This window comes from Wolbachia endosymbiont of Oryzaephilus surinamensis, assembly GCF_025617515.1.
Classification (GTDB): domain Bacteria; phylum Pseudomonadota; class Alphaproteobacteria; order Rickettsiales; family Anaplasmataceae; genus Wolbachia.
Map to the genome: position 1 here is coordinate 199,593 of NZ_CP092526.1, position 15,193 is coordinate 214,785.

General features: G+C 34.5%; 12 protein-coding genes. 4 read left to right on the forward strand and 8 right to left on the reverse strand.

Annotated elements, in window-relative coordinates; translation table 11 throughout:
- Positions 1-3: 3 nt before the first annotated feature.
- Both MJ631_RS00890 and MJ631_RS00895 read right to left on the reverse strand, forming a co-directional pair.
- Positions 4-1,956, reverse strand: coding sequence for a DUF4815 domain-containing protein (locus MJ631_RS00890; protein WP_262986448.1), 1,953 nt, complete (start codon positions 1,954-1,956; stop codon positions 4-6).
- A gap of 6 nt (positions 1,957-1,962) precedes the next feature.
- Positions 1,963-2,646, reverse strand: coding sequence for a hypothetical protein (locus MJ631_RS00895; protein ID WP_262986449.1), 684 nt, complete (start codon positions 2,644-2,646; stop codon positions 1,963-1,965).
- Between the two features lie 140 nt (positions 2,647-2,786).
- Here MJ631_RS00895 and MJ631_RS00900 point away from each other — a divergent pair, with 140 nt between their 5' ends.
- Positions 2,787-3,998 (forward strand): hypothetical protein, encoded by a 1,212-nt coding sequence (locus MJ631_RS00900; protein WP_007301877.1) that lies wholly within the window; start codon positions 2,787-2,789, stop codon positions 3,996-3,998.
- A complete protein-coding gene (locus MJ631_RS00905) occupies positions 3,940-5,076 on the forward strand; it encodes a hypothetical protein (protein WP_262986450.1) in 1,137 nt (378 codons plus the stop codon). The genes MJ631_RS00900 and MJ631_RS00905 overlap by 59 nt, the downstream gene beginning before the upstream one ends.
- Positions 5,077-5,082: 6 nt before the next feature.
- Here the strand turns inward: MJ631_RS00905 and MJ631_RS00910 are convergent, their stop codons facing one another.
- The 6 genes from MJ631_RS00910 to MJ631_RS00935 all read right to left on the reverse strand — a co-directional run bounded on the left by MJ631_RS00910 (position 5,083) and on the right by MJ631_RS00935 (position 13,166).
- Positions 5,083-6,831, reverse strand: a complete 1,749-nt coding sequence (locus MJ631_RS00910) for an AAA family ATPase (RefSeq protein WP_012482040.1) — start codon at positions 6,829-6,831, stop codon at positions 5,083-5,085.
- 42 nt (positions 6,832-6,873) lie between these two features.
- The gene (locus tag MJ631_RS00915) at positions 6,874-7,374 is read right to left on the reverse strand and encodes a hypothetical protein (RefSeq protein WP_007301871.1); all 501 of its coding nucleotides are present in this window, start codon (positions 7,372-7,374) and stop codon (positions 6,874-6,876) included.
- 39 nt (positions 7,375-7,413) lie between these two features.
- Complete coding sequence (locus MJ631_RS00920; RefSeq protein ID WP_262986451.1) at positions 7,414-8,220, reverse strand: AAA family ATPase; 807 nt, start codon at positions 8,218-8,220, stop codon at positions 7,414-7,416.
- Positions 8,221-8,236: 16 nt separating this feature from the next.
- Entirely contained in the window at positions 8,237-9,061 is an 825-nt protein-coding gene (locus MJ631_RS00925) for an ATP-binding protein (protein WP_141457091.1), read from the reverse strand.
- A gap of 60 nt (positions 9,062-9,121) precedes the next feature.
- Complete coding sequence (locus tag MJ631_RS00930) at positions 9,122-9,646, reverse strand: sigma-70 family RNA polymerase sigma factor (protein WP_007301868.1); 525 nt, start codon at positions 9,644-9,646, stop codon at positions 9,122-9,124.
- Between the two features lie 1,360 nt (positions 9,647-11,006).
- Entirely contained in the window at positions 11,007-13,166 is a 2,160-nt protein-coding gene (locus MJ631_RS00935) for an AAA family ATPase (RefSeq protein WP_263858696.1), read from the reverse strand.
- 217 nt (positions 13,167-13,383) lie between these two features.
- Between MJ631_RS00935 and MJ631_RS00940 the strand changes: the two genes are divergently transcribed.
- Entirely contained in the window at positions 13,384-13,860 is a 477-nt protein-coding gene (locus MJ631_RS00940) for a crossover junction endodeoxyribonuclease RuvC (RefSeq protein ID WP_262986453.1), read from the forward strand.
- 102 nt (positions 13,861-13,962) lie between these two features.
- Positions 13,963-15,177: a DNA modification methylase gene (locus MJ631_RS00945; RefSeq protein ID WP_262986454.1), complete on the forward strand. Its 1,215-nt coding sequence runs from the start codon at positions 13,963-13,965 to the stop codon at positions 15,175-15,177.
- The last annotated feature ends 16 nt before the right edge of the window (positions 15,178-15,193 follow it).

A 15,193-nucleotide genomic window follows, 5' to 3' on the forward strand; every position in this document is an offset into this window, starting at 1 on the left:
CTCTTACGCAGTAGGCTGAATGAAGATACCATCGAACTTCACCTCCTTGAGCTTTTCATTTGGCTCAAAACCTTCGATCTCAAAATTCTGTACTGCTTCTCGCATAAATTCAGTTTCATAAGAATTACTTGACAATAGCTCTGTTGTTTCTCTAGTATTAAACACTCTAGTTACTGGACTTTTCCAATTCGTGGTAACCTCTGTCCAGTGGTCAATGTTTTTATTTAGAGTAATTTGCGCCGGGACTGGATCAAAAGCTTGATATGGATTGATCTTTTCTCCTTTGGTCTGTAAAAGCTGCTCCAGTACCGGTTCAAGTTTATAAGGCAAAAGATATCTTTCCCCACCTTTTTCAATATCTGCAACTTCTACATCTATTGGCAGAACTAGCTCTCTATTTACTATTGCTGCAGACTGTGAAATTCCTTGATCACGCATATCATCATCAAAGAACGAATCAACAAATACTCCTTTTTTGGTAGTAGGTTCTCTTGAATTTGCATCATTGCGTAGACGTTCCTGTGCAACAAGAGCATAAAGATCATTTATTCCTTTTTTCATTGCTTCAAGCTCATTCATCGGTACAGCATGAATAGCATTATTCACTATTTTTACCCCTTCTTTTTCTCCGTTTTTCCATGTCTGATGAATGTAGCAGAGCAAAAGTTGTCCGCTAGGTGCTTTAGGCATTGATGGTCGCCAAGGGTGAGCTATACCTTTTATTCTCCTTACCACCCCTTTGCTATCGATAGTAATTAAATCATAGCGGGGCATTTTCCAGGTGTAATCAATCAGAACCAAGCTGTTATCAACGGCACCTCTTACTTTACATCCCTCTTCACTTATATCTTCAGGACTTACATGAGTGCGACAGCGATAGGTTATTTGATAACTACTTCCAGGAGCTGGCTCTTTACCAGGTAATGACCAATCGACGTTTCCTGCGTTTAATTTGTAATCTATACTATTTTCATAAATAACATTGCCTTGTTTAATTTGAATAATTTCAAGTACTGCAGAGTCAGGTATCGGATCAATGGCTCCTGAATATGAACCGTGAGTAATGGTAATAGTTTTTTGAACAGTTATATCTACTTTTTTGATTTCACTTATTGGAAAATCATTAACCTTCAGTTCCATTACTCTTTGGCTATTTGGCTGAAAAGTATGTGGCTCTGATTCAACTGATTTTATATCCGGATCTTCATCAAAAGAAACTCGAATACTGTGAGGAAGTTCAATCTCATAGCCATCAACATGAGCTTTGCCCTCATTAATCACAAATATTTCTTTTTTACCCTTTTTTACCCCTTCTTCTCCCTTTTCTTCTTTGTGGAGGAACATCACTTCAAGGCCATTTACAACGTAGGAACCATTTGCCTCTTTGTCATAACGAGCAAGAGCGGTAGTTACTATATTTGCTTGTGGTGACGGTGAGTGTTCTATTAATACTCCATTTTCAATGTTATAGATTGGATAAAACTCCCCTTCAGAAAAACGTGGAGAAAGACCTTCATATTGATAACCCCAAATGGTGGAAACTTTAAGCCTTGCAGCTCCTACTTCTTGATAATTACGTGTACCAACAGCAGGATCACGAAGGTTTTCATCCTCAAGTTCTGTAATCGTAGATTCTACATAATAAACACCTATGCGAACTGTGGTACTCAGTGAAATAACAAATTCTTCTTTTTCAACTTTTCTAACTGCACCGCGCAGATAGATTTTTCCTCCCTCAAGTGTAGCTTTACCAGTGTCTCTATCTATAATACAATTGCTTCCTGTTATAACATCACCATCACGAAATATTGCATCACCTATGCCTTTAAGCTTAGAAAGAGCATACTCCTGAGTCTCGTTTAATTCTGCTGACTGTAGACCTCTTCCTGCCAGGAACAAGCTTTTTTCGTATTCTTTGTCAGGATTAAAACGGTTATAATAGGCGTTTAAAGTCATTTTGTTTCAAAAAGTTACAACAAATGAAAAAGTTTCCCGAGTTGCAGATGTTCTGATAAGTGGTACGGTATGTTCCAAAACCAATAAAATCCCATGGTCTTCTATATCTTGAGGTTCAAAATATCTCTGTCCTTCAGGTAATTCTTTTTTTACTTTAGTACCAACCATAACCCCTAGCTCTCTGATCACTCGATTTGCTGCATCCGTGAAATCGAAAGTGAATTTGAGAAAAAGATTATTGGTTGGTACATCAGAAGGCCTAAACCTTCCAGAAGGAGTTATAAGTTCGCCGTTTTCATCACCTGTGCAGAATAGCACTTCATCTGCAGTACGTCTGCCAAGTTCATTCAAGAGCTTTATAGAATTTATAGGTTCAGGTGGTGTGCTTTGAATGTACTCTATGGTAACTTTATCACTTACTGGAATAGAGCTATTTTCCGTACGTTTAATTACACCAGTACTGCTATCAACTGTATAGTCAACACTTGGCTGATGCATTGTTTGTCCTGTAACAACCTTCACATCTTTAACAGGTTGATGATCAAGTTTTATTTCACCCTTAACGAAAGTTTTTTCTACTTTATGGCTACTTCCAGAGCTTGAATCACCTGTTCCCCAAGCAAGATGGATAGATTGCTTTTTTATGCTGGCTGCTATTGCTGCTCTGCCTGATTGCGTTAGAATTGACATTATCTGTTTTCAACCCTCCTATTATATATAATCGCTTTTTCTCTTCAATTTGTTCAATTTTTTTTTATTATTTTTTTATGGTAGTATTGACGCAACTGTTTAATATACTACAGTTATCATAATATTTTTTCTTTTGGATAATGATTGCCAATCAAGAATTCTGGGAAGATGATCTTGAAGTTCCTGCTACTGAGTTACTATTGAGTTTTCAAAATCCTGATTTGTGCAAAAGTTGGATTAACTCTCTTAATAATAAGCAATTAAATGTTATTCTTAAACAACACTTCAATTATCAACAGCATTTGTTTGATAATAGTCCTTATTATGACTATAGGTCAGTTCAGCAAAAGCGTAAATTCCTTATCGACAGCAACCTTGATTATTTACCTAATTATTATTTAATCAGCTACTTTAGCCGTTTGAAGTCTGATTCAGCCATAATTGAGATAGCAAAGCCTATATTGAGTGGCGATGTAAAATATGATAAAAAATCTATACTATTTACTCTCTTTCTTATTGACCATAACTTGCTGAAGCACGTCTTTCTTTTTAATAAAGTTCAAAAAAGAAGTTTTTCATCATTTATTTTAAATAATCCTCCAAGACAAAGACAGAGCTCATTTAAAGATTTTTTGTCGAAAGAGGTACTGCGAGAGATATTAACTCAACATGATTCTCTAGCAAATGACAACTTTGAAAGTAAGTTCAAAGGTTTTTTTTACTACCAAGACCGCATTTACTTATTTATACGTCGTGCTAGTGATTCAGACCTGGTACTTAGCTCAAACCAAGTAATACACGGTTACAAACCTGACTGGATTATTCTTGACTTCTCTTTAAATAGCAATCAGGTAAATTTGTGTACTAAAAACCTCAAACGTGGCTTAGAAATAGCAAACAGCATTGCCAGTCGATATTTTCAACGTGAATGCTCATTTATTAATCTACGTAATCAGAATAAAGTTGCCCAAGTGCGTACATTCTTGACTGACTGTGTACATGAATTAATAAAAGACATCAAATTAATTGAATTAAAGTTTACGTCACCTGAACCAAGCACTTATTTTACATTAAACACAAATTCCATAGAAAAGTGGTTAAAGGTGTTAGAGCCTTCAATTGGCAGTATAATCTACAATATTAGTCTTGTTCAACATATAAAGGTGATATTTAGAAACAAAAAAGTTACTCTATCTTTTCATGCCAATACAGACTATATAGCGATCAATTATTCAGAACACGTACTTGATAAAAAAGAACGTGAAGATTTTAAGTTAATGTTTTCCAATACTTATGGACTTACCATTCTGTCAAAAGCAAAATCCAACTTTCTACAGGCAAATAGTTACTAATCTGCTACGGTGGAGTGACTCTTATGATACACCTAGCAGAGATTATTTAGAAGTTGCACAATACCTGTCAAGTCTTGGGTTTGTAAATTTAAGAGAATATTACTTTATAATCTGTGCTAATGATGAAGATGAGTTTGATTTTCATGTAATAAATCCTTTCTGCAACAATAGATTAGAAATTGTCAGCGATTATGATGAAGATTATGATAACCCAATAATGTGTGACCTCTGTGAACGTGATATTTTACCTGATACTTATAAAAAACAGCGTTACTTTTCTTTAGAGGTAAAAGTTAATCATTTGAAAGTTATAGAATGGTTTGAAAAGCAATTAGCAAGTTTAAAGATTACTTGTAATAAAGTAGCAACCGGAGTTTATTATGTTATTGTTGACACAAGCCTTATCAGCTTAATTATTCCCGAATGCTGTCCTGATAACTCATACTCTGCTGTGGATAAGTTAAAAACCACCCCTACTGCTTTAATAACTTTTAATAAGGAGAGTCTTAAGCCACCACTGAATCTACACATTGTTCGTATAGCAGATCTAATTTGCGAAGATCAAAGTTTAAATGAAGTATTGCATCAAACAGTAGAAAAAGGAGTACCAGAATTATTACCTAATGTTTCTTTTCAGGCATTCAATTGCTATTCTTACATTCCATTGCAACAGACTAAGTCTACTCCAGCAGAAAAGACTTTTCAGCTCCATATTAAAGGCAATGACATTTGTGTTAATGGTATAGGAGTTATCGAAACACAGTCAAAGTCTGGAAGAATATTTTTTATTTTCTTAGATCAATTTTTTCATGACTTTAAAAGTGGAATTTCTCCAGAGCAATACAAAACTTTAAACGTTGGAGAAATTGCAAATCGCTTAGAAAACATTCACGATGTTGAACAACAAATTCGCAAACCAATAAATAGAATGCAAAAAACTATAGCAGAGAAATTGGCTATAACTTTAGGTTTAAATGTCAAAAAAGACGATATTATTCAAACTCTGCCATGGTCAGGGATAGGTACTAAGGAATATGGCTACAGGCTTAATCCTTTTACTATTGTTCTTAAAAAATGAGTGTTATTAAATATCTCTCCTCGTTAAATGCTCAGCCACTTTCATAACTTTTACGCGCTCTGGTATTTCTTTTTCATAGAATTTAATATAACCTGAAGCAACTAATGCGTTAACATATCTACGAATGGAATGACAACTCTTCAAACCAAATGTATCTTCAAATAAATAGCAAAATTGGCTTTTAGTATAAAATTTTCCCTTAGCTGCTCTCTCATTAATTAACCGTAAAATGATGTCATAACTTTTTTTTCGACGTTGTTTTACAGTTGGTTTTTCTGATACAGTTTGCCAACTGTCATTTACTTTTTCGATCTGCATAGGTAAAATAGATTTACCATTTCTAAGTTCAAATATCAATTGACGAGTATTTTGTTCTCCGTTTGGCTTGATCATCATTATCCCTGAAGTATAAAAACTTCTTAAAGCCGATGCTCCGCTAAAGTTTTGAAATGGTTCCTCTACTAATGACTTTTTCGATACCTTGTTAGTATTGTGCGTTAAAATGATTCCACAACTAGGGTTTGTTATAGACCTCAATTTTTCAACTCTATCTTTTAAAAAACAAAACATCGAGCTATTACTATTTTCTCCTTTATATTGATTGAAATCAAAAACACCACGTAGTGTATCTATAGCAATGATATCAACTGTTTTAACGTCTAGTCTCTCTGCTATAATATCTTTTACTTCTTCTACTCCTTGAGAATTCAAAAGTAAGCTTGTTTTTGGTGTAATAATTAAATTTTTTGATATTAATTCTAGAGATTTATCATCAAATTTCAATTGTTGTAGCCGTTCCTTAATGTAGGGATATTCAAGATCAGTTTGAAGATAAAAGATCTTTAATGGTCTAATTGGAACCATACTCAAAAACGGTAGTCCCGCTGACAGATGTGCTAACCAAGAAAGCAGTAGATCAGTCTTGCCAACCTTTGGAGCTCCTCCAAGTAGTAAAAGTCCTCCAGGAGTAAGAATTCTCGGTAAAATTATATCCTCTGGTGATGGAGATTTATCATTTAGATAATGACTAGCAGGAAATGCTTTTTTCTCAGATAATACACTTAAACTTTCACGGTTCTCAGATGATATACCTAAACTTTCAGGATTCTCACAGGACATACCTAAATTGTCTAGTTCCACTGCTACTTTTTTAACATATTGTTCATCTTTTTCCGGCCAAATTATTATATGCTTATCTGTTAGCATAGACCAATCCGTTTTCTCAATATCATCATCTATTGCAGTTGTTGCTGTAAAACCTCTCTTTATTAAACTATCAGCACGGTTTTCACCTTTAACTATAATCACTTCATCAGACTTAATAATACCGGGAATGTTATATAATGGCTTCAGACCATTCCTAGAGGTTCTTAGATTCCATATATGTCTATAATTGTTTTTATACAAATAAACATAAGCTATAGCCTCATTATTTTTATCAAGGTAGCTATATTTTGCTATTATACGCTCACTAAGCCACTTGGTTATAAGGCTGGTAATCTCAGAAAAATCAGTTTTATTGGTTATTATGCTCCAGAGTTCAATAATATCTCCGTTAGTTTTCTTATCACAGTTATACCAAGTGCCAGTTTGCTTACCTTCTGCCACTACCATCAAGTGGTCTTTATTAATATTTCCAGAATAGAACCCATAACCAAATTTACCACCAGGCAATAAGTAAGACAGACACTCTTTAATATTGTGAGCCAATAACATTTTTATCTCTTGTCTTGATTCAGTAATGCAAAACTCCATGTAACCTCCGATTAATTTACTATAAAAATAGTTGCAATTTATTTAGAATGGTATCCAATCAGCGTCTGAATTTTTCTCTTGTTCAGGAGTAATGACCGTAGCAATTCTGTTCCTATCTCCATAGGTATTATTAGCCTCAATGCCTACTTTTGCTGTGAACTCCAGGCCGTTTAAATCTGCAATTGAGTTGATTTTTCGCGCAAGAACTGCTTTTTCTGATGTGTCATTTGTATGAATATTTCGTGCTGACTCTAAAATACTGCGAATCATAGAACGTCCAGATTCTCCCCAAGTATCTTCTTTACCTTCTGATTTGCCACTTTTAATACCAATTATTTGGTAAATCTTACATTTTGCGTATGGACCTTCAATGACGGTAAATTCAGCGTTTAAATAGATGCTGCCAGTATCATAGCTTTTAGTGAACCAATTTTCGTAACCACCAGGCTTAATTGCCATTTTTACCTTGACTATTGTACCTTTAGGTATTAAACTACTCTGTAGTTTCGCATTATTGAAATCAGTTAAAAAATCTTGCAGCATAAGTTGCCCCCTATATATCAATTGATTTTTAAAAAAAGCTCAGTTATTCCATTGATCAAGAAACTGCCAGCTACCGTTGATCTTATCGATAAGTTTATTTGGCACACGTTCACCATTGCGTAGCTCAAATACTATTTGACGTCTGGTACTTTCCTCATCATAAGCAACCATCACCATGCCAGTAGTGTAAAATCCCCTGAGAGATCCAGCACCACTTAAGCCCTGAAATGGATCTTCTTCGAGCATTTTCTTGGATAATTTTTTCGTGTGATGCGTTAATATTATTCCAGCATTTGGGTTAATAGCATTACGTAGTTTTTCAAGAGTTTTTTGCAGAAAGAATAGCATAGCGCTATTATCGTTTTCATTGCCATACTCACTACTAAAGATGTTGCGCAGAGGGTCCACTGCCAAAATATCAGGCTTAAAGCGTTCCTTCGCAATTTCTTTTATGTAATTTATTTCTTCATGGCAAAATGATAAATGCACTTTTGGCGTAATTATTAGGTTATTAGCAGCTATTGCCAAAAGTTCTGGATCAAGTTGAAGACATTGCAAACGTTCCTTCATATATTCGTATTCAATTTCAGTTTGCATGTAGAAGATTTTCAAAGGTCTACTTGGAGTCATACCAAGAAAAGAAACACCTGCAGCCATATGGACAAGCCAAGAGATCAAAAAGTCACTTTTACCTATTTTAGGAGGGCCACCTAGAACCAATAAACTTCTCTGAGTTAAAATTCTTGGTGAGACGATGTCTTTCGGTATAGGTGATTGGTCATTCAAATATTCTTTCATACTGAAAAAGGGAATCTTTTGACCAGTAGTTAAAAAGTCTTGTAACATATGTAACCTCCAAAAGTTAGTTGTGTGGCATAAATTGAGTAGAAGTAGAAAAGGTTTTAGTTTTGATTTTTGTAAGTAATTTACCTAAATGCGGCTCTTCAACCATATCAAGGCAACCACTACGATCTTTAGCAGGATATCCCCAAGAATTAATAGTATGGCAAACAAAGGAACGTACCTCTGTACCATCATCCTTCTTGATGCTTACCATGCTAATTACTTCATCAACAATACCAGGTATTTCACTGGCAGTTTTAGCTCCTTCGCATTGTGGTAGCCAAGTTGGACGATTGAAGTCATCTAAATATTGACCTAACGTACCAACTGTAATGATATCTTTATTGGGAATATGTTGAAACTGATTGAGCCAAGCCATCATTTCTTGAGCAAGTAACCCGTATGCAGCTCTCATGTCTTGTTTGCCATTTCTGTCAGAGAAAGCTTCTGGTTGCATTTTTGCCCATAAAAGACATAACCGCGAGGCTACTGTAATACTGTCGATAAAAATATAGCTATATTTAGAGAATTCTAGATCTTTGTACTTACTGAATACATGCTCATAGTGTCTTTGACTATATGCTGAATCAGATTTTAATGCAGGATTAGGTCCACCAATTAGGCAGGCAATATCGCGAGCTTGATTCCAGGTACGAATACTTATAGAATCCCCTTGCCAATCTTGAACAGCAAGTAGCCCAGCTTCAAAATCAAGACAAAGTGTCGGTTCATTCAAAGTTTTAAGCAGACTGGTCTTACCAATTCCATATGGTCCGAAGATTACTATCTTCACACCTGTTACCATTTTTACTCTTTGTTCACTATTTATTATTTTTAAAGTCATAGTTTTATTACCCCTTCATAATATGTAATCGCAAAATGACGACGATTTGTTCAAAAATTTTCATAAATATATTTTGAGATGAGCAAGTTTAGCGCGTATTTGTTCTCTAATGTCATAGATGGTTGTTCTAGATATTCCATGTATTTCTGCGATTTCAGAGATACTATGAGATTCAAGCTGATAACAAATGTCCTGCCAGAGCTTTGGTAGTTTTGAAATTGCTTCGTTTATATCAACACTAGCTGCTACTTTATCTGCAAAATTACTATTTTCATCAATAACATCATCCAAGTCAGTAATATCAACAAATGCTACGCCTGCTTTACTACCACGTTTAGCACAGGATTGTTTGCGTAGAAGGCTTATTGCATGGTTTTTTATGACACTATGAATAAATGCATTTCTACCACTTTCTTCACCATTATACTGGCTTAAATCAGACCAAGTTTCACATAAGAGCTGCTGCTTTATATCTTCAATATCAGAATTAACACAGCATTTATAAGATTTAATTTGTCTAGCACGTTTTCGTATTTGTTTAATGATTGAAGGATCAATACCAGGATATTTATTTTTAGATTGCATATAGCACTCCATGAAAGATTGAAAGGAATAAGGATGAAGGGTTTTAACCTCACTTTGTACGGCATGGGAAAAATTCGTTCCCCCATATGAAAAAATAAAACTATTGATATTCTGGCCTTTTTTCTTGAAGCATCCCCCATGTGAAAAATTTGTTCAGACATGGTTCGGTGAAAAGAAGAAAAATAGGTTGATCCAATAAGATTTCTACTAAAGAATTAAAGATTTTATAAAACTTTTTTAACCCTATAAAGAAAGGTGAATTTTTTTGTCAGGCTTGTAAGAAATTTCTTTACAAACAAAAAGCGTTATTGCATAGAGGTGGTATAATTCATTACAGAATCGTCTTGAAACGCAATTGAAGGTCATTTTATTTTTTTCTAAGCATTTGTTTAACCGCTTCTTTCTGGAGCATCTAAAATTCATAGTCCTCTATAATAATTATACCGGATTAGTCACAACTTTTTCCGGAAATTTTTCAAAAAAAGTTTAAATAATTTTAAAATTGGTTCGATAAAGCTCATCAAAAAGACAAAAATGATTAGGCCTTTTAAATCTACTAAAGACTTTGATTTTAAAACTCAGCATGTTTATCCTTCCACTGTTTGTTAGGTTTTTTATGTTCTTTCAAGTTAATTCAGCTTTAAAAAAAATTTCTTTATAACTAAAATAAAACATGATAAAGTTGGGTAGGAATCTTTTGCGAAGTTAAAATGTAGTGTTAATTGCCTTTTAATCGGTTTTAATGTGGTTTATAAGCGTTCTTTAGTTCAAGGTAGATAATTGACCTTAAAGTCGTAGAATCTTTTAAAAACGCTATTGTCAGTCATTTGTTCTTTTTTATTCAATTTAAATATCTTAGTAATATTTTTGTAGTCTTTTTACTTTCATTAACATTTTATACTGTTTGTAATTTACTATTATTTATATTTATTATTACTTTTATTTATTACTCATATATATTATATAATAATATAAGGGTTTTAGGAACGTAGAATCAGCCATAATGGCCAACTTTAGAGGGGTGCTTTCTAGGAACACTTTTAGGAATAGAGAGTATAAAGTTTAGGTTTCTAGAGGTATTTTTCATTCCTTAATTTCTGATTACTGATTCAGTAACGCAGGAATAGGAACATAATTCAATTATTAGTGGTATGATTTTTTATATATTCTATCAACTTCTAGTTGAAGTTATAATATATAATGTATTCCAATGCTTGTAATAAAAAAATAGGGTAAACCCTCAGATGCTTGAAGAGCTTACCCGTAATTTTATCTACAACTAATTTTGTTATTGGAAAGACAAATAGAACATATTATGAATTTGCTTAAACTCTTCAATTATAGTCAAAAAGGGCTGTTTCTAATTTGTCTTGTTAGCAATGAGATTTGGTATAATACCTTCAGCTCCATGAGTAAATTTTCCAACACCACGAGCAAAAGGGCCTTCTCTAACATCAAGCCATTTATCTTCTCTCGAGCCTGTAGACATTCCTTTTACTAACTTCTTTGTTTGTAGAAGTTCTTGTACTATACGCTCTAGTCTATCTCTCCCTAGACCATGAAGAATATCAGGTAATCTGTGCCGTTGTTTGTATACTCCTGTATTTCCTGTATGAGTGAATGGATGCCCTGCAACAGCAGAGCTTGCAATTGCATCAACAAGATACATTTTAAGGTCTTTTTCACTAGCATTTTTACCTTTTAGTTGCACTGTTATATCTTCTAATAGCCCTGTTTCTTGGTTTCTCAGGTAAGTACGTACAGTTCGGTCAGCTAAACCATTTGCCTTAACAACTGCTCCATAAAATAACGCATTCTGTCTTGGAGCTTCTCCTATTGATTGAAAGATCTCTGGCTTAGCTGTACCTTCTACTGGCCAAAAAGCATATGAGCATCTTACACCATTAACAAGAGCAGATGTGCCTCTAATTGCATCACGTGCTTGTTCAGCAGTTAATATAGGCTTTTCTCCTTTTGGTTTTCTCAGATGATGAGCAGTAACTATCGAAGCTCCGGTACTACATGCTAAATCAGACAATAAACACATTAGATAATCTCCTACAGCAGGATCAGCATTTATGTCTGCATGAATAAACGATGCAAGAGGATCAAACACAACTAATTTCAGATCTTTAATTTTATCAAGTTGTTTTATTATAGACTCAAATTCAGGCGAAACTTCAATAATTTTACCACGAATACTTCTCAGTATTGTCAGTGATCCTCTTACGTTTGGTAGTGGTACTATAAACAGCTTATCTTTAAATTTTAATCTTTTACATTCAGGATCAAGACGTTCAAGCCGACGGTGTACCTCGCCTGCATCATCTTCTGCTGAAAAGATTACTACTGATCCATGTTCAGTAACAGGTGAACCAAAACCACATATCTGATCTGTGTCACTTGCAACCTTAAGCGCCAAATCGAGGAGTAGCATACCCTTACCTGTATCTCCCATAGCAGCTACTATTGAAGTAACACCCAAAGGAAATATTCCTTCAACAAGAAACTTTTGCTCTGGTACTGGACCTACAAAACGATCTGCACTCCAGTCTAAAATGTTCAGTGGTGGTCTAATAATTACCTTTTTCAAGTTATTTTCAATGAAGTCAGAAACATTTGTGTTTTCTTGTACATAGTCCGCAGCATCCCAACCTTTTGGTTTACCTTCTGGAATTTTGACTATAGAAAGCGATGCAATACCTAAGCTGAGAAGTTTTGTAGTAGCATTTTCAGCATATTGTTTACCAGGCTCATCGTTATCCGGCCAAATAACAATATGCTTGCCTTTAAGTTGTGACCAGTCAGTTTTGTCCGCATCTGCATTTGCTCCAGACATTGTGGTTGTTGCAGTAATTCCTTTTTCTATTAGTGCTTCTGCGCATTTTTCACCTTCAACAAGAATGATTTTATCAGACTTCAAAATACCAGGGATATTGTATAGTGGTCTTGTATCAGGTGCTTTATAACTCAACGTTTTAACATTAAAAGGCTTGTATACTTTTTTCTTTCCAGGAAAATCAGAACGGTAAACTTTTACAATCACCTGACCATTTTCATCATAATAATTCCAACTGTAGGTAATAAATTTCTCAAAGTCTTCGTCAATGTATTGCTTCTCTGTATATTTTTTGTTATACCCAAGCCACTCAGCTATAGAAGCCATTATCTCATGAAATTCTGTTTTGGAGTGTACTTCTGCCCAAAGATCAATAATATCACCACCTTGATTTGTTGCAAAATCTTTCCAAAGCCCAGCTTTACTACCAGTTAATTCTACTACTAAACTTTTTCCTCGATTACCATGTACATCACCTACATAAAACCTATTACCATGAAAAACCCCATTTGGTAGCAAGTAAGAAAGACAAGATCTGAGATCGGCCAGAAGCCTTAATTTTATGTTCGCTGTTTCTTCTGATGATGGTAGATAACTTTGTGAAATAGTATTGTTGAAATCGCATGAAATATTCATAAATTCTCCATTAAAACTTATCAGGGATTTTTTCTGTTTCCTCATAAGTAATTAATCGCAAAATGAAATGAATTTGTTCAGCGTAATTTGAAAAAACATAAAAAATAATATTTTTTTGAACATTCTGTGAAGTTTTTGCGATATATATTAGTAGAGGGGTATGAAAGTTTGAAACTCGTAATTTTCACTCCCACTATTTTCAAGAGGTAACTTAAGTGTCCATGTTATTGCTTAGGCTACCTCCAAACAAATATCTTACAGAATGTCAATACTAACACTAGATTTAGGGAAACAAACCGGATGGGCTATTCTACATGATGGAATAGTTCAAAGTGGCAGTGAGAGTTTTCATACTAGTCGTTTTAGTGGAGGTGGCATGGTATTTCTAAATTTTCGTAAGTGGTTGAATGAAATGAAAGAAAAATTTCCAAGTATTGAAACAGTTTATTTTGAGGAAGTGAGAAGACACCTTGGAACTGATGCAGCGCATTGTTATGGTGGTTTTCTTGCAGTTCTCTCTGCTTGGTGTGAAGAACATCATGTGCCATACAAAGGTGTTAATGTTAAAACTATAAAACGCTTTGTAACAGGCAAAGGTAATGCAAGTAAGAGTGAAGTTATTGAAGCGATACGTGAAAAAGGTTTTGCACCTAGAGATGATAATGAGGCCGATGCTTTGGCATTAATGTTTTACGTTATGAATCTTAGTAAAGATTTTAACATATCAAGAATGCCATAAAAATGGGTCCTTTCGTCCATAATGGCGGGTTTGGTGGGTTTGACCCCAGGCCTTCTTTAGCGTCAGAGATATTTTGAATATTAACTTTTTAATTATTAAGATATGAATTTAGCAATCCACTACTATCCTGTTGAAAACCTCGTCGAATATAAGCGTAATCCTCGTAAAAATGATGATGTAGTAAATAGAATGTGTGCTTCTATTCGGGAGTTTGGTTTTCGTATACCAATAGTTGCAAAAAGCGATGGAACTGTGGTTGATGGTCATTTAAGACTTAAAGCAGCAAGAAAGCTTGGTATGGAGAGTATTCCAGTTGTTTTAAGTGATAATCTAAATGAACCACAAACTAAAGCTTTTCGGTTACTGGCAAATCAATCAGCTAATTGGGCAAAGTGGGATGATGAGCTTTTGAAAGTAGAAATTCAAGAGTTAGAAGATTTACAGTTTGATCTTAAAATGACTGGATTTGAATTAGAAAAAGTTCAACATTTCCTTGATGATTTAGATAGTGAAAAAGAAGATCTTTCTGACTTAGCTATTGATGACAAAAAAGTAACAAAACCAGGTGATCTTTGGATTTTAGGTGATCATCGAATCTATTGTGGTGATAGCTCTATAGTTGAATCATATAAAGCGCTGTTAGATGATAAAATGGCAGATATTACTGTGTGTGATCCTCCATATAATGTTGATTATGGTAGCAGTCAGGAGAGAGAAGATAAAAAAATATTAAATGATAATCAAGGTGAAAAGTACGAACTTTTTCTCTACGACATCTGTTCCAATATTTTAGCATATACGAAAGGTGCAATTTACATCTGCATATCATCATCAGAGTTTTCAACGTTGCAAAAAGTATTTGAAGAAGCAGGTGGTCGTTGGTCAACATTTATCATTTGGGCAAAGAATCATTTTACACTAGGCAGATCAGATTATCAAAGACAATACGAAGCAATGCTCTACGGTTGGAAAAATGGCAATAAACGTGAGTGGCATGGAGGAAGAAATCAAAGTGATCTGTGGTTTTATGATAAGCCAACGCACAATACACTACACCCAACGATGAAGCCAGTAGAGCTAATGGAGAGAGCAATAGTAAACAGCAGCAGATCAGGAGACATAGTTCTTGATCCATTTAGCGGCTCTGGAAGTACACTGATTGCATGTGAGAGAACAGGAAGAATTTGTAGGACAATAGAGTTAGATTCAAAATTTGTAGATGTAACCATAAAACGTTGGCAAATATATACCGGAAGAGATGCCCTTTTAGCCAGTACTGGTAAAACTTTTGCAGAAATTCAAGAAGAAAATTCGTAAAAAGGAGCAATAAAGA